Origin of the sequence: Faecalicoccus pleomorphus DSM 20574, from assembly GCF_000420345.1 — a bacterium.
GTDB classification, from domain to species: domain Bacteria; phylum Bacillota_I; class Bacilli_A; order Erysipelotrichales; family Erysipelotrichaceae; genus Faecalicoccus; species Faecalicoccus pleomorphus.
Genome location: NZ_ATUT01000026.1, coordinates 1 through 23,684, shown reverse-complemented (window position 1 = coordinate 23,684; position 23,684 = coordinate 1). Strand labels below are relative to the sequence as shown.

At 38.7% G+C, this 23,684-nt stretch carries 24 protein-coding genes; 9 read left to right on the top strand and 15 right to left on the bottom strand.

The genetic code is table 11. The annotated features are described in order from the left end of the window. The 3 genes from G413_RS0109585 to G413_RS0109575 all read left to right on the top strand — a co-directional run. Nucleotides 1-283, top strand: a 283-nt coding sequence (locus tag G413_RS0109585; RefSeq protein ID WP_022789946.1) for a transposase, incomplete at its 5' end; no start/stop codon positions are given. A gap of 147 nt (nt 284-430) precedes the next feature. Then, a complete protein-coding gene (locus tag G413_RS0109580; protein WP_022790657.1) occupies nt 431-1,708 on the top strand; it encodes an adenylosuccinate synthase in 1,278 nt (425 codons plus the stop codon). 130 nt (nt 1,709-1,838) lie between these two features. Continuing rightward, nucleotides 1,839-2,621, top strand: a complete 783-nt coding sequence (locus tag G413_RS0109575) for an HAD hydrolase family protein (protein WP_022790656.1) — start codon at nt 1,839-1,841, stop codon at nt 2,619-2,621. Nucleotides 2,622-2,654: 33 nt separating this feature from the next. On the opposite strand, the gene G413_RS0109570 is transcribed toward G413_RS0109575, so the two are convergent. From G413_RS0109570 to G413_RS0109535, 8 genes are all read right to left on the bottom strand, one after another. Further along, nucleotides 2,655-2,867: a helix-turn-helix domain-containing protein gene (locus tag G413_RS0109570; protein ID WP_022790655.1), complete on the bottom strand. Its 213-nt coding sequence runs from the start codon at nt 2,865-2,867 to the stop codon at nt 2,655-2,657. 167 nt (nt 2,868-3,034) lie between these two features. Further along, a complete protein-coding gene (locus G413_RS0109565) occupies nt 3,035-4,363 on the bottom strand; it encodes an MATE family efflux transporter (protein ID WP_022790654.1) in 1,329 nt (442 codons plus the stop codon). Nucleotides 4,364-4,377: 14 nt separating this feature from the next. After that, the gene (locus tag G413_RS0109560; RefSeq protein WP_022790653.1) at nt 4,378-5,097 is read right to left on the bottom strand and encodes an NAD-dependent protein deacylase; all 720 of its coding nucleotides are present in this window, start codon (nt 5,095-5,097) and stop codon (nt 4,378-4,380) included. Between the two features lie 40 nt (nt 5,098-5,137). Further along, a complete protein-coding gene (locus G413_RS0109555; RefSeq protein ID WP_022790652.1) occupies nt 5,138-5,506 on the bottom strand; it encodes a hypothetical protein in 369 nt (122 codons plus the stop codon). A gap of 134 nt (nt 5,507-5,640) precedes the next feature. Further along, nucleotides 5,641-8,202 (bottom strand): ATP-dependent Clp protease ATP-binding subunit, encoded by a 2,562-nt coding sequence (locus tag G413_RS0109550; RefSeq protein ID WP_022790651.1) that lies wholly within the window; start codon nt 8,200-8,202, stop codon nt 5,641-5,643. Nucleotides 8,203-8,553: 351 nt separating this feature from the next. Continuing rightward, nucleotides 8,554-9,093 (bottom strand): hypothetical protein, encoded by a 540-nt coding sequence (locus G413_RS0109545; protein WP_022790650.1) that lies wholly within the window; start codon nt 9,091-9,093, stop codon nt 8,554-8,556. A 1-nt stretch (nt 9,094) separates the two neighbouring features. Further along, nucleotides 9,095-9,955 carry a DMT family transporter gene (locus tag G413_RS0109540; protein WP_022790649.1) on the bottom strand — a complete coding sequence of 287 codons (861 nt, stop codon included), beginning with the start codon at nt 9,953-9,955 and terminating at the stop codon, nt 9,095-9,097. Between the two features lie 8 nt (nt 9,956-9,963). Next, a complete protein-coding gene (locus G413_RS0109535) occupies nt 9,964-11,319 on the bottom strand; it encodes an MATE family efflux transporter (RefSeq protein WP_022790648.1) in 1,356 nt (451 codons plus the stop codon). Nucleotides 11,320-11,529: 210 nt separating this feature from the next. Here G413_RS0109535 and G413_RS0109530 point away from each other — a divergent pair, with 210 nt between their 5' ends. Next, a complete protein-coding gene (locus G413_RS0109530) occupies nt 11,530-11,946 on the top strand; it encodes a hypothetical protein (RefSeq protein ID WP_027969161.1) in 417 nt (138 codons plus the stop codon). Further along, complete coding sequence (locus tag G413_RS0109525; protein ID WP_027969160.1) at nt 11,943-12,350, top strand: DUF2871 family protein; 408 nt, start codon at nt 11,943-11,945, stop codon at nt 12,348-12,350. Before G413_RS0109530 ends, G413_RS0109525 begins: the two co-directional genes overlap by 4 nt. Before the next feature lie 75 nt (nt 12,351-12,425). Here the strand turns inward: G413_RS0109525 and G413_RS0109520 are convergent, their stop codons facing one another. The 3 genes from G413_RS0109520 to G413_RS0109510 form a co-directional block, all read right to left on the bottom strand. Then, nucleotides 12,426-13,094, bottom strand: a complete 669-nt coding sequence (locus G413_RS0109520) for a transaldolase family protein (protein WP_022790647.1) — start codon at nt 13,092-13,094, stop codon at nt 12,426-12,428. A 130-nt stretch (nt 13,095-13,224) separates the two neighbouring features. Beyond that, complete coding sequence (gene nagA / locus G413_RS0109515) at nt 13,225-14,364, bottom strand: N-acetylglucosamine-6-phosphate deacetylase (protein WP_022790646.1); 1,140 nt, start codon at nt 14,362-14,364, stop codon at nt 13,225-13,227. Nucleotides 14,365-14,472: 108 nt separating this feature from the next. Beyond that, nucleotides 14,473-16,398 (bottom strand): aconitate hydratase, encoded by a 1,926-nt coding sequence (locus G413_RS0109510; protein WP_022790645.1) that lies wholly within the window; start codon nt 16,396-16,398, stop codon nt 14,473-14,475. Between the two features lie 94 nt (nt 16,399-16,492). On the opposite strand from G413_RS0109510, the gene G413_RS0109505 reads away from it, so the two are divergent. Further along, the gene (locus tag G413_RS0109505; protein WP_022790644.1) at nt 16,493-17,764 is read left to right on the top strand and encodes a citrate synthase; all 1,272 of its coding nucleotides are present in this window, start codon (nt 16,493-16,495) and stop codon (nt 17,762-17,764) included. Continuing rightward, nucleotides 17,765-18,775 (top strand): isocitrate/isopropylmalate dehydrogenase family protein, encoded by a 1,011-nt coding sequence (locus G413_RS0109500; protein ID WP_022790643.1) that lies wholly within the window; start codon nt 17,765-17,767, stop codon nt 18,773-18,775. Between the two features lie 2 nt (nt 18,776-18,777). Here G413_RS0109500 and G413_RS0109495 read toward each other — a convergent pair whose 3' ends face one another. Then, on the bottom strand, nt 18,778-19,032 hold the full coding sequence (locus G413_RS0109495; RefSeq protein WP_022790642.1) for a hypothetical protein: 255 nt from the start codon (nt 19,030-19,032) through the stop codon (nt 18,778-18,780). 74 nt (nt 19,033-19,106) lie between these two features. Then, nucleotides 19,107-20,285 carry a hypothetical protein gene (locus tag G413_RS11465; RefSeq protein ID WP_022790641.1) on the bottom strand — a complete coding sequence of 393 codons (1,179 nt, stop codon included), beginning with the start codon at nt 20,283-20,285 and terminating at the stop codon, nt 19,107-19,109. 370 nt (nt 20,286-20,655) lie between these two features. Between G413_RS11465 and G413_RS0109485 the strand changes: the two genes are divergently transcribed. Next, the gene (locus tag G413_RS0109485; protein WP_244910575.1) at nt 20,656-21,786 is read left to right on the top strand and encodes a S1C family serine protease; all 1,131 of its coding nucleotides are present in this window, start codon (nt 20,656-20,658) and stop codon (nt 21,784-21,786) included. Between the two features lie 112 nt (nt 21,787-21,898). Then, nucleotides 21,899-22,861, top strand: coding sequence for an L-lactate dehydrogenase (locus tag G413_RS0109480; protein WP_022790640.1), 963 nt, complete (start codon nt 21,899-21,901; stop codon nt 22,859-22,861). 41 nt (nt 22,862-22,902) lie between these two features. On the opposite strand, the gene G413_RS11855 is transcribed toward G413_RS0109480, so the two are convergent. Both G413_RS11855 and G413_RS11455 read right to left on the bottom strand, forming a co-directional pair. After that, nucleotides 22,903-23,334 carry a hypothetical protein gene (locus G413_RS11855; protein WP_022790639.1) on the bottom strand — a complete coding sequence of 144 codons (432 nt, stop codon included), beginning with the start codon at nt 23,332-23,334 and terminating at the stop codon, nt 22,903-22,905. 68 nt (nt 23,335-23,402) lie between these two features. Next, nucleotides 23,403-23,684 (bottom strand): transposase (locus G413_RS11455; RefSeq protein ID WP_022789946.1); only part of this gene is annotated, 282 nt, incomplete at its 5' end.

Below are 23,684 nucleotides of genomic sequence, written 5' to 3'. Positions count from 1 at the left end.
ACACAAATATCCATCAATGGTGAAAAGTCTCAGCAACAATGACTATCTGTTTACATTCTATGATTACCCAGAAAGTGTTAGGCATACGATTTATTCAACAAATCTGATTGAAGGAAACAATAAACAATTAAAACGAAGTTTCAAAAAGAAAGAACAATTTCCAACGGAAAAATCTGAAGAGAAATACCTTGTGATTCAATTCAATCGTTACAACGAGAAAAACATGAATCACGTACATAGAGGTTTTGGACAAACAACTAGAGAAGATTGGTTCAAGAGCTAATCTGCTTTACCAAGGATATACTTTTACACATAATTCTTGACGCTACCAAAAATTATAATGTTTAGACCACTTTCAAATGAAAGTGAGTTTGACTATATCATCAGTTTTGATATAATTTTTCTGTATTGTTTAAGGAGGCTTTAACCTATGCCAAGCCAGGTAATCGTTGGAACTCAATGGGGCGATGAGGGAAAAGGAAAAATTGTTGATGTATTAGCCCAGAAAGCAGACATGATCGTTCGTTTTCAAGGAGGTGACAATGCCGGTCATACAGTCATCGTGCAAGGAAAAAAACATGTGCTTCACCTGTTGCCAAGCGGTGTTTTAAATCCAAATGCACTTTGTGTCATCGGACCAGGTGTTGTATGTAATCCCTTTGTATTATTAAAAGAGATGGAAACCTTAAAACAAGGCGGTTTGACTTGTGATCATATCATTATCAGTGATCGCGCTCAAATGTTGATGCCATATCACTGTTATCAGGATGAACTGGAAGAACAAAGCGCCAGTCATAAGATCGGAACCACAAAAAAAGGAATTGGTCCTTGTTACGCTGACAAGTACGCCAGACGTGGTATCCGTTTTCATGAATTCATTGATTTTGAAAGCTTTAAAGTTCGTTTGAAAGAATGTCTGGACTTTAAAAATAAACTGTTCACTAAAGTCTATGATGGAAAAGCCATGGACTATGATCAAATGGTTAAAGATTTTGAAGCCATTTACGATCAAATCGTACCGATGATCAAAGAAACAACACATATTGTGAATGAAGCATTGGATGAAGACAAGATCGTATTGTTTGAAGGGGCACAGGCAGCCATGTTGGATATTAACTATGGTACGTATCCTTATGTAACATCTTCTTCCCCAACCAGTGCCGGTGTTACGACGGGCGCTTGTGTAGCACCAAACCGCATCCAAACGGTCGTTGGTGTTGTCAAAGCGTATTCTACACGTGTTGGAGAAGGACCGTTTGTAACGGAACTAAACGATGAAACAGGACAATGGATTCGTGAAAAAGGCTTTGAATATGGTGCTACGACCGGTCGTCCGAGAAGATGTGGCTGGTTAGATCTTCTTGTTGTCAAACATGCGACAATGATGAATGGTTTAACAGATATCGTCTTGACAAAGATTGACGTATTAAGTGGATTAGATAAGCTGTATGTATGTACCGGTTATGAAATTGATGGTAAAGTCTATGATTATATACCAAGCGATCAGGCCATGGTCGCAAAGGCAAAACCAATCTATAAAGAATTTGATGGATGGAAAAAGGATATTTCCAAAATGGAAAGTTTCGATGAATTACCGGAAAATTGTAAAGCATATATTCGCTTTATCGAAGAGTTTACCGGTGTTCGTATGTCGATGGTTTCTGTGGGACCGGATCGTGTCAATAATATTTACATTCATGAAATCTAAAAGAAGCTGCGGCTTCTTTTTTTGATGATAAAATGTAACTAAGTTGAGCAATACGCATCCTTTTTAGAAACAAAGTTAAGTATATCTAAAGCAGAGGTTTATGCTATGATAGAACAAAAGGAGGAATTCTATGCCTAAAAAGTATTTTTTCTTTGATATTGATGGAACACTCACCGATCGAAAGACAAATAAAATCGTTCCCAGTGCGCAAAAAGCGTTGAATCTGTTGCAAGAAGCCGGTCATTTTGTTGCAATCGCAACCGGAAGAGCGCATTATAAATGCATCAACTTCATGAAAGAAGTCGGTCTGCACAACATGGTATGCTGTGGCGGTGGAGGTCTTGTCATCAACGACGTTCTCGTGCGAAATATCCCTCTTGATCTGGAAAAGGCAAAAGCTTTGATCAAGGAAGCCGATGCATTAGGAATTGGCTTATTATTACAGCTAAACGATTCAATCGATGTTTATGCCAAAAATGATTTATTTCGCCAACAAGCAGGTCCCCGACAGGAGCCGACCCGTTATTTTATCGATCCAGATTTAGACTACGATGCCCTAAAAGTCATTTATAAAATTTATATGTCTGTTAGTCCTGAGCAGGAAAAACAAGTCACATTACTCGATACGATCGGACATTTACGCTTTGTTCCGGAATATTATATCTTTCAATACGATGCCAAACATCAAGGGATTCTAGATATGATGAAACAAATCCACGGAGATTTAAAAGATGTCGTTGTATTTGGAGATGATACCAACGATTTAGTTATGTTTGATCCACAATGGACCAGCGTTGCCATGGGAAATGCCGTAGATGAACTAAAAGAAAAGGCATCTTTTGTCACAGATGCCAATATCGATGATGGAATTTATAATATCTGTTTGAAACAAGGATGGTTTGAAAAAGTATAAAGCCAAAAGGTACAAGCAAAAACTTGTACTTTTTTAATATGGCTCTTTTTTGTCCGTTCGATTTAAAAGATAGTCAACACTGGTATTGTAGTAATCTGCCAGTTTTACAAGCTGTTCCAGGGGAATCGCGCGGTCATCATTTTCGTACCTAGAGTAGGTTCGTTGCGTGACGTTAAGATACTTAGCGATTTCGGCTTGCGTCAGATCGTTGTCTTCTCTTAAATCTCTTATCCTCTTCAGCTTCATAGTGAATCCTCTAACTCTATTTCATAATAATTATATATTACTTGAAAAGAAAACAGACAGTTTAGGTCAAAACGGACTAATCTGCTATGTTTCTAAGTTCAATGGATTTTCGTTAAGAAAGTGTTAAATCTCAAGCTTTTTTCCAGAAAAGTGGGGTACTGTACCCACTAAAGCGCTTTCTCTTTCCACTTTCCATAAGCCAGACCAACCGCATCTGCCAAAAACCATCCAATCGGGATCGACCACCAAATGGCCAGTGTTCCAAACCTTGAAGCAAGCATATAGGATAAAACAACACGGGTTCCTAAAGAGATTACGGTCAAAACAACAGATATGCCGGCTTTTCCGATACCTCTGTAGTATCCATACAACAAAAACAAACATCCGATTCCCACGTAACAAGCCCCTTCTACATGCAGATATGTGACACCCTCGCTAATGATCTGGGTTTGTTGAGGATCAATAAATAAACTCATCAATTGGGGCGCAAAGACAAATACCAGAACTGAAATGAAAACACAGAATAAAAACGCGATACCAATCGCACTGCGCAGTCCTTTTTGCATTCGATCAATCAGACCGGCTCCTTTGTTTTGGGCAATATAAGTTGAAAACGCATTCCCAAAATCCTGCACCGGCATATAGGCAAAGGAATCGATCTTTACGGCTGCCGCAAAAGCGGACATCGTTACAACGCCAAAGGTGTTGACTAGCCCCTGTATCAACAGAATACCAAAGTTCATGACACTTTGTTGAATACATGTCAATAAAGAATAACTGGTAATTCGCCGACAGATGTCTTCATCATAATGCATATGTTTTCTAGAGGGAAAAATGCTTCTTTGTCTGATAAAGACATAAATCAGCATTCCCAATCCACTAAAAGCCTGTGATATAAGTGTCGCAATGGCAGCGCCATCCACAGACATGTGCAAGCCTAAGATAAAATATAAATCTAATATAATATTTGTCACAGCGGCAACCCCTAAAAAATACAAAGGTGTTTTCGAATCTGATAAGGCACGAAGTACCGAGGCAAAATAGTTATATAAAAACGTAAAGAAAATACCTAAAAAGATGTAAAACAAATATGCTTTCGTATAAGCATAAATTGCCGGTGGAATATTCATAAATCGTAAAATGGGATCCATTCCTGCAATACAGCCTATTTCCAAAAGCAGGCTTAAAATACCAATGCCCGCAAAGGAAAGAAAAAAGGCAATTTTCATACGATCAAAGTCTTTGGCACCATACAACATCGAAAATAATACGCCGCTTCCCATACATAAACCAAGAATGATGGAATTCAAAAATGTCATTAGAGTAAAAGCAGAGCCTACAGCTGCCAAAGCATCCGCACCAATGCATTTACCGACAATCAAAGTATCTGCCACATTGTAAAGCTGCTGAAGCATATTGCCTAAGATCATGGGAAGGGCAAACAGAATCAAGGACCGTGTGACCGGTCCTTGAAGTAAACGTGTGTCTAAATTCATAATCTTTTCAATCTTTAGAAAACAGCCTTTGAGAGAACTTCTCCTATGGCATCATGAATCACAAGATCAGCCATACCATCTCTATCGGTACTGGACTTATTGATCAATACAAGATCCTTCCCATGAAAATAATCCAGCAAACCAGCGGCCGGATAGACCACAAGACTTGTTCCTCCCACAATCAACATATCTGCTTGCTCAATGGCCTGAATGGCACCATATAACACATTTTGATCCAAACCTTCTTCATATAAGACAACATCGGGTTTAATGATACCGCCACACTTTGGACAGCGTGGAATGCCGTTTTCATCTCGTGCTTCAATTGTTTGATGCAGATCATAATGCGCATGGCAGTGCATACATGTATTTTTGTGGACACTTCCATGCAGCTCAAAAACATGCTTTGAACCAGCCATTTGATGCAAGCCATCAATATTTTGCGTAATGACAGCTTTACACTTGCCTATGTTTTCAAGATGAGCCAATGCCAAATGTGCCTTGTTCGGTTTGGCATCCGGATAAATCATCTGATTAAAGTAAAACTCATAAAACTCCTTGGGATTCTGCATAAAGAAGCTATGCGATACCATATGTTCTGCCGAGTATCGATATTTCTTTTTATATAGACCATTATCACTTCGAAAATCAGGAATACCACTCTCCGTACTGACACCGGCGCCACCAAAAAACACAATGTTCTTTGCCTGTTCGATTCTCTCTTTTAAATCCATATTGTCACGCTCCTGTACTTATTATACTCCAAATTTCTTTCTACATGCCGACAAATACTGTTTCAAATGCGTATTCTCTTCCCTTTTCATCCAGGATGCGAATTGTTGGATTCTCCAAGGTGGAAGTATCCAGGCTGAAAATCAATACATCTTCCTGTACGGAATCTTGTTTTTGAAAATGAATAGTGATCGTATTTCCATTCTGCTCAGCCTTCACAGTTTTTGGATCAACATGCATGTGATTCATGACAATCATTTGTTCTTTGGATGAATTGATCATATAGAATCCGGTATCATCAAACATAGTTGCATCAACTATATTTACATCCATACGTACCATACCGACTTCCTTATTCTGACAACCTAAACACGCCAACAAAAACAATGCACAAATACTCAATCTTTTCATATGATTTACCCTAAAAAATCTCTCCTTCTATCTTTATACTACATTATTTTTATACAATAGTATAGACGGTATCACTATAGAGAATCACTCTTTACAAAAAAACAGCCAGGATAATCTTTTCCTGACTGCTCTTTTTAGACTGTTTGTCTTTCCTGAATGTCAAATGTGTAAGCACTATTCACATAGTCAACCGTTAAATCCGATTCTTTAAAAGCACCGACTTCAATGATCTTTTTCGCAATGTTGGTTTCAATCTGACGTTGGATATATCGTTTCATTGGTCTTGCCCCATAAACCGGATCGACACCCATTTTGGCAATCTGAGCATAAACCGCATTCTTGATATGAAGATGAATATCTCTCTTTTCCAAACGCTCTTTTAACTGATCCATAAATTTATGGGCGATCTTGATAAAGGCAGTGTCATCTAAGGCATTAAAGACAATGATCTCATCGATACGGTTGATAAATTCCGGTTTAAAGTGACGTTTAACTTCTTCCATATATTTATCATGATTATTCGCTTCAAAGGCATATTGTGAACCTAAGTTGCTGGTGAGGATAATGATCGTATTTTTGAAATCTACGGTCACACCTTTGGAATCCGTAATGCGTCCATCATCCAGGATCTGTAATAAGACATTAAAGACATCTGGATGCGCTTTTTCAATTTCATCAAACAAGACGATACTGTATGGATTTCTTCGTACCGCTTCGGTCAGCTGACCACCTTCATCATAACCAACATATCCCGGAGGAGCACCGATCAAACGAGCCACACTATGCTTTTCCATGTATTCAGACATATCGATACGAACGATGTGTCTTTCATCATCAAAAAGCTGTTGAGCCAAAGCTTTGGCAACTTCCGTTTTACCAACACCGGTTGGTCCCAAGAACATAAAAGAACCGATGGGTCTGTTTTCATCCTGAATCTGCGCTTTACTACGTAAGATTGCATCCGTTACAAGCTCCAAAGCCTGATCCTGACCTACGACACGTTTTTCAAGGTTATCTTTTAAGTGCAACAACTTTTCTCGTTCGCTCTCAACCAAACGAGTTACTTCTACACCTGTCCATTTAGAAACAACTTTGGCAATCATTTCTTCATCCACAGTTTCCTGAATCAAAGCATCCTCTTTCTGCAGAGTCTGTTGTTTTTTGATACGTGCTTCCAGTTCCGGAATTACTGAATACTGCAAACGAGCGGCTTCTTCATAACGAGCGTCATTTTGTGCCTGCTCTAAATCTAATCGAGCTTTCTCTAATGCTTGTTTGTCTTCTTTGGCATGGGCCAATACCGCTTTTTCATCTTCCCAGCGAGTGTACATTTCATCTCGCTTACTTTGCATCTTACCTAACTTTTCTTCGATTTCCTGACGACGTTCGATTGCCTTTTTATCTTCTTCTTTGGCTAATGATGTCTTTTCAATCTGCAACTGTAAGATCTCCCGCTGCAGCTCATCCAATTCCTGCGGCATGCTTTCCATCTCCACTTTTAAGGTTGCACAAGCTTCATCCACTAAATCAATAGCTTTATCCGGCAGGAAACGATCCGTAATATAACGATCGGATAACGTCGCAGCCGCAATCAAGCTTTCATCCAGGATTCGAACACCATGATACGATTCAAAGCGATCCTTTAAACCACGCAAGATACTGATGGTATCTTCAACGCTTGGCTCCTGTACATTGACCCTTTGAAAACGTCTTTCCAAAGCCGCATCTTTTTCAATGTATTTACGATATTCATTAAACGTAGTGGCACCGATACAATGTAACTCCCCACGCGCCAACATAGGCTTCAATAAGTTAGCGGCATCCATGCTGCCTTCCGTTTTACCGGCACCAACCAAATTATGAATCTCATCAATGAATAGGATGATCTGTCCGTTTGATTTTTTGACCTCGTCCAAAATTGCCTTTAAACGCTCTTCAAATTCACCACGATATTTGGCACCGGCAATCAACGAGCCCATATCCAGCTCGATCAATCGTTTTTCTTTCAACGATTCCGGCACATCTTTTTTCATGATACGCCAGGCAATACCTTCTACAACAGCAGTCTTACCAACACCTGGTTCCCCAATCAAAACCGGATTGTTCTTTGTTTTACGTGATAAGATCTGCATCACACGACGAATTTCATCATCACGTCCAATGATTGGATCAATCTTTCCATCCTTGACATCCTGTACCAGATCTCGACCATATTTCTTTAAAGCTTCTACATTTTCTTCCGAATTCGGTGTATCAAATTTCTTACCGTTTCTTCTTTCCAATTCTGCTTCCTTGGCTTGTTCTTCTTTTAAGCCAAATGCTTTAACTAATTGTTTTGAAACATAGGAACGATTAAACATCAGGGCAATCCAAAGACTGGCAACACTTAAATACGTTTCATCATGTTGTGCAGCCCATTGACTAGCCTTTTCCATCGACTGTTGTACTTCATTGGAGAAGTTTAAATTAGCGGTTGAGGATTTCGCAATCCGACTGTTTTCCTGCGCAATAATTTGTAATGCTTTATTTTTATCCACCTGCAGTCGAACATATAAGCCATCCAGCACATCATCTTTAAAGATAGCTTCCAATACATCAATCGTATCGACACTGGCATGTTGATATGATTTCGCCAGGTTTACCGATTCCATTAAAATCTTCTGCAGACGTTCTGACATTTGTTCAAAGTTTACCATAGAGCAACCCTCCTTTTAGCACTCTATATCTATCTGTGCTAAGTGTATTATAGCATAATTTTTAGCACTGTAAAGAGTTAAGTGCTAAAAATTTTAGAAAAGAAAACTGATGCTTGCATCAGAATTCTAATATCACTTTTTATAAAGTTATTATGTAAAATAAACTATTCTACAATTTTAAATCTTTGTTTTTTTATCTTCCTAATAACTATAAAATGCCTGACTATTTGTTCTATTCTTGCTCTATTTTACATTTGTCCACATTTTATGATGCATAGTAATACAAATGTAAAGTTTAATGTCTAAAAAAATAATAATTTCGAAAATCCCCAACGATCACTATTTCTATGATTATCTTTTATAAAACCATGCTTCAAATTTTGCTTGATTCTCTTTAGAGTGTCGAAAATCTATGACTTGTTTTTTCTGATTTCTGTCTATATATTCCAGATGAATTCTGGTACTTCCATCATGGGTCATGGAAACTTTTGATATAGTAAAGCCAATTAAGGAATCGATGGCATTGCGGTTAAAGATCAGTATCCCGGGCTTAAAGAAACAAAGCAGCCATTCTCTTTGATCCTCCGGTTTATCCATGTCCTTTCGTTCATCAAATTTTCTCTGGCTTATTCTTTCCTGCTGTCTTAAAAAACGAACTGAACGAATCCAGGGAAAAACTACACTTAAAACAAAAGTCAAGCACACGATGCCGGCAGGAAGAAAGATCGAGGTCTGCCAGCGATCCTTTTGAAAAACATACAGAATGATACCAAATACAAAGATCATCAAAAGACAAACAAAAAGACTTCCTCGAACCGAAAGAAATAAAAGTTTGTTTTTAGAAAAGCGATAAGGCTCCTTGCTTTGTTCATACAGTGTACGTCGATCCATGTTATCTTCTCCTCTTCTTTGGTTTCATGATCAAAAATATGCCGGCAAAAATCAAAATACATCCTAAAATATTCGTTACCAAAATCGGATCTTTTAAAAGAAACCAGCCGCAGAATAGTGATGTCAATGGTTCAAACAGACAAAACAAAGAAGCCATGCCAGAACCAATCAAGCGTGTCCCCACCTGCAACAATAAAGTGCCCCCAATCGATAAAGCACTTAACGCAATCAAAGAAACGATAGTTAATCCGTTCACAGTGACAGAAAAGCTTCCTGATGCTATTCCGATTATGCCTAAAACGATCACTTCCATAATACAGGCATAAAAAGCCAACACAAAAGGATTTAAAGCTGCCAGGCCCTGCTTATCCAGAATCACCATATAGATGGCATAAGTCAAACCGGAAACAATGGCGATCAACATTCCGATTCCATTATTCATATTGCCAAAATCAATAAAGAACAAAATGCCTAAAATGGATAGAATCAAGGCAATCCACTGAACCTTTGAAAAATGATTCTTATAGTAAAAGTATAGAATCAAAAACACAAAGATCGGATACATAAAATGCAGAGAGGTCGCATTGCCGGTCGGAATAAACAAATATGAAGTACTTAATAAAATCAGTGTTAGAACTTGAAAAAAGCTATCCAACGCAATCGATGGCAGTATAGAAACATCAAGTTTTAATGGAACTTTTTTAATCTTGATCATACATGCCGAAAAAATCCCCAAGCCTAAGAACCGGAAGAAGCCAATGGCAATCACATCGTAATTCATAGAGAGGACGATCTTCGTAAATAAAGGCACCAATCCAAAACAGATAGCGCTGATAATCGATAATATCATTCCCTTTTTCATCGTTCCTATTATACCTCAAAAGTCTTTAAAGGTTGAATCGTTTTTTGATCTACATAACGTAGTGCAACCAGACTTAAAAAGGCACACAATATCTCTGTAAGCACAAAGGAAAGCCAACAGATATTCAAGCCAAATATAGATGCGAAAACATAGGTTAGAGGAACCAGAACAACAAGTTGTCTTAGTAAAGTGATCCACAAGGAAGTATTCGGATGGCCCAAAGCCTGAAACACGGAGCCAAGCACCATGGAGATCCCCGCAAACACAAAACTAAACGATATGATGCGTAAGGCCGGTATCCCTATTTCCATCATCGAAACATTGGCATCAAAAAGTAATAAAAGCTGCGATGGAAACATCTGAAAAATCAATGTTCCCACAGCCATGATCACAATGCTTAATCCCAAAGAAACACGGATGGCCTGTTGAATTCGTGTATATGATCTGCCACCATAGTTGTACGCTAAAATCGGTACCAGCGCATTGGTCATTCCTAAAACCGCCATAAAGACAAACTGCTGAAGCTTGTAGTAAATACTGAATACATTGACGGCCAATAAGGAAAAAGGGACTAAGATCTGATTCATAAAGACGGTCATAAAGCTCATGATAGACTGCATCAGAATGGCCGGAAATCCAATTTTATAAATTTGTTTTAATATAGAAAAATCCAGCGAAAAGGATCGGATATGAATTTGGATGGATCGCGTCTTTTTTTGAACGATCCAAATTCCTAACAGCATCGCAATGATCTGTCCTAAGACTGTCGCAAGAGCGGCACCGGCAACACCCATGGCCGGAATACCGAAATAGCCGAAGATAAAGATTGGATCAAGAACGATATTCACTAAAGCACCAATTCCCTGCATGATCATATTATAGACAGGTTGTCCGCTAGCCTGCAAAATACGCTCATACGTAATCTGCATAAAAACACCAAAAGAAAGCGTGGTACAAATCTGCATATATACAACACCCATATCGATCACATCTTCCTGTCCGGAAAACAACATTAAAAATGGACGAGCCAATAAAAATCCCAGAACAACGAATAGAAGCCAGTTGACAAGGGCAATCATCAAACCATGTAAAACGACCTGATTGGCTTTATCTGTATTTCTTTCACCCAGACATCTTGATAATAAGGTATTAAATCCAACACCGGTTCCACAGGCAATCGCAATCATAATCGTCTGAACCGGATAACACAAGGATACGGCTGCTAAGGCATCCTGCGATAAACGAGCCACAAACATACTGTCAACGATGTTGTATAAAGCCTGCACCAGCATAGAGATCATAATTGGCAAGGACATCTTGATCATCAGCTTTGGCATCGGCATAGTTCCCATTTTATTTTCCATTAAAATCCCTCCAAGCACTTAAAAAAGGACCCCCGGGGTCCTTGTCACTTCGATAGTTTCCAATGTTTTATACAAAGTGGATTCATGGTATGGGGCACCATGTTCCTGCCTACTATACCATAAAATAACATAGATGTATAGGAGGCAAATACATTGACGTTCTATTCTATTCTTTCTATAATCTATAAGAATTTTTAAAGGAGAAAGCACATGAAAGTCTTACCAAAAACACTGCTTCTTTTAGCGGGTATCGTATGGTTTATTGCCGGTGGAAATGTGACGTGGATCGGAATCCAAAGCTATGCAGGCTATCTGAACATTCTTCATCTTCTGGGATCGAGCCTTGTTTTTATCTTCTTTTTATGGATGTTTTCCAAAATCGTACAGAAACATTCACTTAGAATTCAAGGATATACATCTAAACAACCCTTTTATTTCTTTTTTGACCGATCTTCTTTTATCATGATGGCCTTTATGATGAGCATGGGAATCATCCTTCGTGTTTTTCACCTTGTTTCCTTTGAATTCATTGCGGTTTTTTATACCGGATTAGGTTTGGCATTATGCCTGGCCGGTTTACAGTTTATGCTTCATTTTTACACACAACTAAATAGGAGGGTTTTATGAAAAAGTACATTACATTATCAATTCTCTATGCAGTATTGGCTATGGCTGCCGGTATCTTCTATCGAGAATTTACGAAATTCTTTCATTTTACACAATACACAACTTTATCTACGGTTCACGTTCACTTATTTGCACTAGGCATGATCTTTGTATTACTGATTGGCTTATATCGTGACAAACTGGATTTGAAACAAAACAAGCTCTATACGACCAGTTTTCTTGTCTATAATGTCTTTTTGCTCTTTATGGCTCTTATGCTGCTTATCAAAGGCATTCTACAAGTCAGTGGTTCTTCCATACCGATGCTTTTAACGATTGGAAGTGGTATCAGCCATACAGGTTTAGGTATTTCGATGATCCTTGTACTTCTTTCGCTTTTAAAAGCTTCCAAACAAAATTCATAAAAAAAAGGGAGTCAAAATGGTATATCCCATGTCTACTTGACTGGGGATATATCAAAATGACTCCCAAATGTTATCTTATTTAAATAATTCTTTGCGATTATAAGCTTTCTGCCAGTTCATTGTAAATTCACCTACGGCAATCGTTGTAGCTGGATGATTGATCATATTGAACAATACATCACATGGTACAGTTACAGCCGGAATTCCCGCTTTGATCAATTCATGAACCTGATACGTATTTTTAAAGCTAGCCGCAACAACCTTTGCCGGCATATTATGAATGCGCAACATCTCGATTAAATCTTTTGTCGTTTCTACACCATCACCATAGTTACACATACGATTAACATAAGGGGCCAGATAATCCGCCCCGTTGGCAGCCGCAATGAAAGCCTGCTCTGCCGTATAAATGGCTGTTGCCAAAGTGTGAATACCTAACTTCTTACATTCCTTGATAGCTTTTAAACCATCATGTGTAACCGGAATCTTTACATACATATTCTTAGGACGAAGCTGGGAAATTTTCTTAGCTTCTTCCATGATACCTTCATAATCCGTCTTTACGACCTGGATAAACAATTTCTGATCTTCATCCAAAATATCGATCAAATCTTGAATGACTTCCGTTGCCTCTCTTCCTGATTTTGTCAAAATCGTAGGATTTGTCGTTACTCCTGCTACTGTGCATAGTTCTTTTAGCGCTTTAATTTGTGCCACATCTGCCGAATCAATAATTAGTTCCATAATAAGCCTCCTCAAGCATATTTAATATACCAATATTTTTATTGATTGTCTATAATTTTTTATTGTTTTTTATTGTTTATAAAAAAAGACAGACTTTTTTTATAATCTGTCTTTTGATCACTATATTTGTTTAGAAAGCTTCTTTTCCTTTAGTGTATGTCATTTCTACACTGTAGTCATCATTTAAAACAACTAAGTCGGCATCTTTCCCGGCCTGAATGCTTCCTTTACGATCATCCACACCTAACATGCGAGCCGGGTTAATCGTACAAGAATTAATGGCGGTTTGCCATGGAACCAATGCCTTTTCCACCAGGATTCCCAAGCCTTTGTTTACGTTCAAGGTAGAACCGGCCAATCCCTTTGTCGATGTCAAGTGTGCACTTCCATCTTCATACAATTCAATTTCATTACCACCAAACAATGTTTTTGTTCCGGCCGGTAAACCTTTGACCATCAATGAATCGGTGATCATAACGGAATAATTGGCACCTTTCGCTGTAAAGAAATCATTTAACGCATCATAGGTGGAATGATTGCCATCACAGATAATTTCACCATATACATCACGGAATCTAAAGGCAGCTCCTACTAGTCCTGGATCACGATGATGGAACTTGGTCATACCGTTATATACATGCGTCATACTTTTGGCACCATGAGCGATGGCCATACGAGCCTGTTTGTAAGTGGCTCCTGAATGGCCCTGACTAACAACAATGTCATGATCCACACAGAATTTAGTCAATACATAGTTTTCATCGTGTTCACAAGCCATTGTGATGATTTTGATCAAATGATCGCTGGCTTCGTAATACCGTTTAAATTGTTCCACATCCGGTTTTACACAGTATTGTTCAGGTTGTGCTCCTTTATATACCTGATCCAAATAAGGCCCTTCAAAGTGAATTCCTAAGATTTCAGCGCCTTCATACCCTTCTTTGACAACCTTGGCAACATTCTTGACAGCCTTTGTCAAGACTTCTTCGCTCTGTGTGATTGTTGTCGGCAAGATACCGGTCACACCTTCTTTGACGATGTTTTTCATCCAGTTTCGCAAGCCTTCTTCTTCGGCATCATTGGTATCAAAACCATACGCACCATGTGTATGTACATCAATAAACCCCGGTACAATTCGTTTATCCCCGTAATCCTTATCGACTGGTTTGGTTTCATAAGGATAGATATTCGCGATTTTTCCATCCTCTACTTCGATCTGTGCATCGATCCAGTTATTCAATACCCAGACTCTTTTACTTTGTATGATCATAGAACAATCCCTCTTTTCTATATGTTTATTATACCTTGTAACCCCTTTATTTACCTCTGTAATGCCTTATACTTTTTAAGAAACTTTTTGCACAAAAAAGAGACTTTCTTAGAAAGTCCCCTGTTGATTTCGAATATAGTTCAATGCTCCACCAGCCATGATCATATCCAGATCTTCATCCGTACAATCGCAATGCACTTTAAAGTATTTATCTTTTGTCACATTATAAACTTCCAGCGTTCGATTCTGGTACAGATCATGAATAGAATCTAAGATCAAATCATCCATATCTTCGATCGATTCATAATCTTCTGGATCTTCAAATGTAAGCGGAAGAATACCAAAATTGATTAGATTGGCCTTATGAATGCGGGCAAAAGAACAACAGATTACCGCTTTGATACCTAAATACATAGGGGCTAATGCTGCATGCTCCCGACTGGATCCTTGCCCATAATTTTCTTTGGCAACGATAATACCACCATGATTTTCTTTGCAGACTTGATCAAAGTGTTCTTTGTTGTTTTCAAAGACAAAAGTAGAAAGCTTTTCAATATTCGAACGATATGGTAGTACCTTGGCACCTGCCGGTGCAATATGATCAGTCGTGATATTGTTTCCCAGTTTGATGACAACCTTCTTTTCAAGTTGATCCGGCATCGGTGTATTGACCGGGATCGGTTTGATATTTGGCCCTCGTACGATTTCAACCGACTCCGGATCCTTGCTTGGTGCATAGATCAAAGAATCATCGATAATGACCGGTTCTTTTTCAAACTGATCCTCATATTCCAGCTTGGAAGGATCACTGATGACACCCTGGATGGCGCTGGCAGCCGCCACTTCCGGGGATACTAAATAAATACCGGCCGATAACGTACCGGATCGACCGTAAAAGTTACGATTGAAAGTACGTAGCGAGATTCCATCGCTCTTTGGACTTTGTCCCATACCGATACAAGGCCCGCAGGCACTCTCCAGAATACGTGCGCCGGCATGAATAAATGTTGCCAAAGCACCACTTTCGATCAGCTTCAATAAAACCTGACGAGAACCAGGTGATACGACTAACGAAACATTAGGGGCAATGGTTTTCCCTTTTAAAATGGCAGCAGCTTTCATCATATCCTCATAACCAGAGTTTGTACAAGAACCGATGGCTACCTGATCAACTTTCGTTCCTTCTAACTCCTGAATCGTTTTGATCGCATCCGGAGAATTCGGACAGGCTGCCAAAGGAACCAAAGTATCTAAATGGATTTCCACCACATCATCGTATGTGGCTCCCGGATCTGCCTTGAGTTCGACATAATCTTTTTCTCTTCCCTGACGCTTTAAGAATTCACGCGTGATCTCATCGCTTGGGAAAATAGAAGTCGTGGCTCCTAATTCTGCACCCATATTGGTAATCGTAGCTCTTTGATAGACACTTAAATGCTCCAGGGCATCCCCGGTATATTCAAAGATACGTCCGATGCCGCCTTTTACACTTAACTTGCGTAACAGCTCCAAAATAATATCTTTACTGGAAACGCCATGATTCAAACGCCCATGCAGACGAACCTCAACAATTTCAGGCATCGTTAATCGATAAGGAATGCCTGCCATTGCTTTGGCAACATCCAGACCACCGGCTCCAATCGCCAGACAGCCAATAGCGGAGCTGGTCGGTGTATGTGAATCACTTCCGATCAATGTTTTGCCCGGTTTGGCAAAACGCTCTAAATGAACCTGATGACAAATTCCATTTCCTGCCTTGGAAAAATAGATGCCATATTTACTGGCTACCGATTGCAGATAGGCATGATCATCGGCATTCATATAACCACTTTGCAGGGTATTGTGATCGACATAACTGACCGAAAGTTCTGTCTTGACCTGCTTGACACCCATGGCTTCAAACTGCATATAAGCCATCGTTCCGGTCGCATCTTGTGTCAAAGTTTGATCGATCTTGATGGAAATCGGCTCTCCTTTGACCATCTTCCCAGAAACCAAATGCGTTTTTAATAGCTTTTGTGTTAGATTTTCCATAACATTCTCCTCATTTAGTGATTATTATAACAAATTATGAAAATAAATGAAAGAATATGCTATAATACATGAAAATAAATGAAAGGAATTGTATATGATCAATTTACAAGCATTGTATAAAGAATATGAAGACGACAACCATATTGATTCTTCTCTTTATGCCAAGTATCGAGTCAAGTCCGGTCTTCGTAATGAAAACGGAACCGGTGTCAAAGTCGGACTAACCAAGATCAGTGATGTTGTCGGTTACGAATACAGCAACGGAAACAAGGTCCATATCGATGGTCGCCTGATCTATCGAGGCAATGATATCGATGATCTAGTCGCTATGCGAAAAGATACACCGTTTGGATTTGAACTTAGCGCCTTCTTGCTGATATTTGGAAAACTGCCTACCCATCGACAGCTTTTGGACTTTCATAAAGAACTGATTAAAATGGCCGATGCACACAATGTCGATATTCACTATCAGACATCCAATCTGCTCAATGCCATTCAAATTGAAGTTCTAAAGCTCTATGGTGAAGATATAGATCCAGATTCCGATACATTGGAAGAAAGAATGTTAAAAGGAATGTATATCCTTGCCAGTATGCCTTTATTAATGTTGAGCCATTATAAAAAGGAAAAGATCACGCACTATCCTTTACCCGATAAAGGCATAGCGGAAAATGTACTGTGTATCATCCGACAAAATACACATTACACACAAAAGGAAGCTTCTCTTTTAGACATTCTCTTTATGTTACATGCCGATCATGGTGGTGGAAACAACTCTACTTTTACCAATGTGGTCATGTCCAGTACCGGTACCGATATCTACTCCTGTATCAGCGCCGCCTTAGGATCTTTAAAAGGTCCACGTCATGGTGGAGCTAACATAAAAACAAGTGCCATGTTTGATGCTATCTTTGATGAAATCGGCACGACGAGCGATCAAAAGGTTCTTCGTAAGATTGCCAAAAGACTTCTAGACCATGATTTTTTTGACAATGCCGGTTTGATTTACGGAATCGGACATGCGATCTATACCAAGAGTGATCCTCGTTGCCAAGTCATCAAGAAAGCTTGTAAAGAATTGGCACAGGAAAAAGGAGAGTTAGAAAAATACAACTGCTTATGTGCCTTTGAAAAAGCCGCTCTTTATCAAATGCGTAAACAAAAACATATTGAAACGTGTGCCAATGTCGATTTTTATTCCGGTTTTGCCTATTCCATGTTAGGAATTGATAAAGCCTTATACACTCCTTTATTTGGTATGGCCAGAACGGCCGGCTGGGTTGCCCACCACCTGGAAAATCGACAAAACAATCGAAAATTGATTCGTCCGGCAAATGTCTATGTCGGAAAAAGAAAGGAAGATTAGATGCAGACAATTACTGTTTTTAGAGGTGACGGAATCGGACCGGAAATCACCGATGCTGTCTTGGAGATATTGGATGCCGCCGGCGCCAAATTTAATTACGAGATCTTTGATGTAGGAGAAGCCGTATATCAAAAAACCGGTGAATTTATCCCTCAAAAAGGTCTTGATTCTTTTGACAAAACGAAGGTATTGTTGAAATCACCGATCACTACACCGATTGGCAAAGGATTTCGTTCTTTAAACGTGACGCTTCGAAACAAATATGATCTATGGGCCAATATACGCCCTGCCAAATCCAATCCTTGTTTGGATACATTATTTAAAAACATTGATATCGTTACATTTCGCGAAAATACCGAAGATCTTTATGTGGGAAAGGAAGAGGTCATCGACGACAACACGGTCATTGCGTATAAAATCATTACAAAAAAGGCAAGCCGGCGAATCATCAAAGCCGCTTTTGAATATGCCATTGCACACGATCGTAAGAAAGTAACCTGTGTGCATAAAGCGAATATTTTAAAGAAAACGGACGGTTTGTTTCTTTCTATTTTTGAAGCAATTGCCAAAGACTATCCACAGATTGAATCCAACTCTTTGATCGTTGATAATACATGTATGCAGCTAGTCATGCATCCGCAGCAATTCGATGTGATGGTCATGCCAAATCTGTATGGTGATATCATCAGCGACTTAACCAGTGGATTGATCGGCGGCTTAGGACTTTTACCAAGCTGTAATAAAGGAGATACGCATGCCATGTATGAAGCTGTTCACGGCAGCGCTCCCGATATTGCCGGTAAGGGCATAGCCAATCCTACTGCCCTTTTGTTGAGCAGCTGCATGATGTTGGAAGATCTTGGCCAACAAAAAACGTCTGCCGCCATTCGAAAAGCCATCGATGCGGTATTTACCGATAAAACCTGTCTGACGCCTGATCTAGGCGGACATGCCAGCACAAAACAGTTTGTACAATCGATCATAGATCATTTAAAAAAAGATGAAGGCTAATGTCAGTCTTCATCTTCTTCATCTTGCAGTATTTCATGCGATTTTAATGTCAGGATATACGTTGCTTCTTTTGGATATGCACTTTTTTCTTTTTGATCGGATAAGATTTCCAATTCGCAAGGATAACCTAATGCCTCTAATTCATCCAAAAGTTTATCCTTTCCCATCTTCTTCGTGATGTTTCTTCCACAAGCACAATTGCCATACTGATCTAAACATTGTAAGACCCATTCCGGTATCTTAGTCTGTGCCGCCATTCCTTACACCTCTCTTAACATCTCGTATATGATACCAATTTTTTTCAAGAAATCAAGAAAAAAACTGAAGAAACTTAGTTCTCCAGTAATTGACGTATATTAGGATAGTACGTATATCGATCATCGACAAACTGCAGGGCTTCATTGGCAATCGCTCTGGATTTTTCATAATCAATGTGTTCATAAGCCTTGGCATATCGATAATAGATGTAATCTTTGATTTGGTTTTCACGAAGAATGTAAGCATAGTTGGCATCGCCCAAACCATAATCACCATGTTCGATATACAGGTCTGCCACATCCATCATAGCTTTATTTTCATATGCCTGATAGAGATCGTTAAACTGACTTAATACAGCATAAATAAAGTTTTCATAATACTTCACATCATCATACTGCCAATTTTTTAATACGGTATAAGCAACATCCATGAATTTTTCGATCAATTTTGTCGCATCAACTGTAACGATTGTCTGTAAATCAGCCATAGTATGAATGTCTTTTCTTTGGGCAATCATCAATAAACGACGAACAAGATCAAAATCAGCATTGTATTCATCGTTATTGTCCAGACTTTCTTCACTGATCACATAGCCTTCATGTGCTTCGATTTCTTTGCCCATAGCGGCATAATCACTGGCTTTGATTGTTACGGTCTGTGCTACCTTATCAACCAAAACTTCCAGTAAATCTAGATCGTAACCGTCTTCTTCATAACTAAAGGCATCGGCTTTGATTGGATATTGTTCTAAAATCGTTTTTACGATTTCTTTCGTATCGGATTGATCCATTAAAAGCTGTGCATATTGATCGTACCCCATGTCAATACCCATAGCCTTAGCCATATCTATACATGTATCCAATGAGAACTGATTATACTGTTCCATTTTCTGTTTTGTGTCCTCTTTTTTTGTTACTGCCTTCTTTGTTGTTTTTTTGGCAGCTGTTGTCTTTTTCGTTGTCGTTTTCTTTGTTGTTGTCTTCTTGGCAGGTGCTTTTTTGGCAGTTGTCTTCTTTGTTTCTTTTACTTTGTCATCTGCAACAGCTTCCACGCTAGCTTTATCGTTTTTGAGAGTTTCTGTTTTCTTAACTGTCTGTTTAGTTTTCGCTGCCTTTTTAACCGTTTCTTTTGCTTTCGGCTCAGCTTTTTTTGTTGTCTTTGTTCGAGCCGTCGTTTTCGTAGCTTTGGTTTCAACTGGCTTCGTTCCTTTCTTTGTCACTGTATCTTTCGTTTCAGTTTTCTTTGCAGGCATATTCAGATCCTCCTTATATTTACTTTTTTAGTATAGCACTTTTACACACATACGGAAATTAGAATTCGTAAATTCCCCTATCATTTCCCTTATTTTTACCGCTTTTTTCTTTAAATTTAATAGTCTTAAAGGTAAATTTCCTCTTATTTGTTACCTTCTCATATCTTTATTCTCATAAATGGATTCTTTTCCTTGATTTGCGCAAACATTTCATGAAAAAAGTCCTCCAAAAATTTCACATTTTTTTGAAAATCAAGTTAAAAAATACTATTATTTCACATATTACTGTTTGTTTTGTGACATAATTTTAGTATATACTACCAACTGTAAAAAGGATAAAGAACTATTCCATCAAAAAGGAGGAATCGATATGATGGATCAAAATCAAACGCCACCGCAATTCGAGCCGCGCAGATCAAAAGCTATTTCCAACAAGATGATCATCTTTGGAATCTGTTTGGTCGTTCTCTGTGCTTTGGCTGGTTTTGGAGGTGCTTTAATAGCAACAAACATTCATTCTGGTAGTGGCATAACAGTCAACAAACAATCCGGTAATGCCGGAAGTGGAAACCAAATTGAAGATGTCAGCGATATTGCCGCCAAGTGTGGGCCCAGCGTTGTCGAAATCACGACAGAAGCTGTGACCAGCGGAAACAGTATTTTCGGACAATATGTGCAACAAGGGGCCGGAAGTGGAGTTATTTTCTCAGAAGATGGATATATCATCACAAATAACCATGTCATTGAAGGCGCTACTTCCATTGCAGTACGTACTCAGGATGGAACGGAATACAAAGCCCAATTAGTTGGTACCGATGCACAGACAGACCTTGCCGTGATCAAAATCGATGCATCCGGACTTACTCCGGCAACCATTGGTGAAAGCAGTTCGCTGCAGGTAGGTGATGCGGCCATTGCGATTGGTAACCCATTAGGTGAATTAGGTGGTACGGTCACAACCGGTATCATTTCAGCTCTGGATCGTGAAATTACCGTAGAAGATGAAACTATGACCTTACTGCAGACCGATGCAGCCATCAACCCCGGCAACTCCGGTGGTGGTCTCTTTGATGCCAACGGTAACCTGATTGGTATCGTAAACGCCAAAGAAAGCTCAACCGGTGTAGAAGGTTTAGGCTTTGCGATCCCGATCGATGGTGCGATGGATATCATCGATGAGCTGATTCAAAATGGCTCTGTAACCAGTCGTCCAGCACTGAATGTATCACTCTACGATTATAGTTCTTCCAACAGTATAAGACGCTCCGATATGGAAGACGGTGTTTATATCGTACAAGTCGTACAAGGTGGTGCTGCCGATAAAGCCGGCTTACAACAAGGCGATCGTATCATTAGCTTTGATGGCAAGGAAGTCAATACATCGGCTGAAGTCAAAGCCATATTACGTGATCATAAAATCGGCGATACCGTTTCTATGAGCGTTTCCAGAGATGGAAAAACAATCGATGTACAGATCACGCTGCAACAACAGTCCAGCTAACAGGGGAACTCCCCTGTTTTTTTATGCGTTTTTATAAGTGTTTTATTTGTCTGTGCTAACTAAATGAACTATAATGTGATTAGAGTGATAAACAATAGGAGGAGATCATATTATGAATAGTGAAAAGATCCAAAAAAGAAAAATCATGCTTGTCGGAACCGGCTTTGTCGGAATGAGCTTTGCCTACTCATTACTCTCCGAAAAAGGCATTGATGAACTCGTTTTAGTCGATGTAAATACCGATAAAGCAAAGGGTGAACAAATGGATTTGAGTGACGGCTTGTTGTATGCCAACTCGAAAATGAAGATCACTGCCGGAAGCTATGCCGATGCAGCGGACACAAACATCGTTGTTTTAACAGCCGGTGCTGCTCAAAAGCCTGGCCAATCTCGTTTGGAACTTGTAAAGATCAATGCGAATATCACAAAAGGTGTCTGTGAAGAATTAAAGAAAAATAATTTTGATGGTTTACTGGTTGTTGCCAACAACCCTGTCGATATCATGACTTATGTAGCTTGGAAAACAAGCGGCCTGCCAAAGAATCATGTCATTGGTTCCGGTACGGTACTTGATTCCGCTCGTTTGCGTCATGCATTGAGCGAACGTTTAGGCTTTGCCTCTTCAAATATCCATGCCTATATCATGGGTGAACATGGTGATTCCAGCTTCGTTCCTTGGATCCATACATACATTGGTACAAAACATTTGTTGGAATACCTGGATGAAAACGATATCGAACTAAGCGAGCTGCAGGATATTTATATCAGTGTTCGTGATAAAGCTTATAAGATTATCGAGCTTAAAAAAGCTACTTACTATGGTATCGGTTTGGCATTAAAACGTATCGTTTCTGCCATCTTAAATAATGAAAAGGCCATCTTACCGGTATCCAGTTATCAAAATGGTGAATATGGTCGTGAAGGTTACTTCATTGGTACACCAACTGTTGTTGGATCAAATGGTATTGAACAAGTCATCAGCCTTCCATTAAACGAAAATGATCAGCAGCGTTTCAATCATTCGTTTGATACATTGAAAAAGACAATCGACGAAAATTTAAGTGATATCTTATAAAAAAATTTGAGAGGATCTAGTCCTCTCATTTTTTATATCTGTTATGAGTTTAATTTTGCATATATTTCCTGTGCTTTGTTTAGAAAATCAGTATCTTTAAAATCAGAAATCATCTTTAAAGTTTCCATGGCTTTTTCACTTTTAATAGTAGTATAGTAAGTTAATTTTTTCAAAAGTAAATCTTTTCTTTGTTCCTTAGAAAGTACATATTGATTTAGCACTTTAAATTGTTCTTCAATCATTTCTGAATTTTTTTCCAAAATATAACCATTTAGCCTAAGATATTCTAAATTATATTTTGGAAATAGTATTAAATTGATTTTTGAATTTACTAACTTTTGAAATAGACCAATATTCTTCTCTTGTAATGCAAATAACAATTGTTGTAGTCGATAACTTCTAATTAACCTCTTAATAATACTAAATGACACAGATAAAATAATTATCACAATAAATACATATATCGTATCCATATCTTATCCTCCCAATTCTCCGGTAGCGTCAAGAATTATGTGTAAAAGTATATCCTTGGTAAAGCAGATTAGCTCTTGAACCAATCTTCTCTAGTTGTTTGTCCAAAACCTCTATGTACGTGATTCATGTTTTTCTCGTTGTAACGATTGAATTGAATCACAAGGTATTTCTCTTCAGATTTTTCCGTTGGAAATTGTTCTTTCTTTTTGAAACTTCGTTTTAATTGTTTATTGTTTCCTTCAATCAGATTTGTTGAATAAATCGTATGCCTAACACTTTCTGGGTAATCATAGAATGTAAACAGATAGTCATTGTTGCTGAGACTTTTCACCATTGATGGATATTTGTG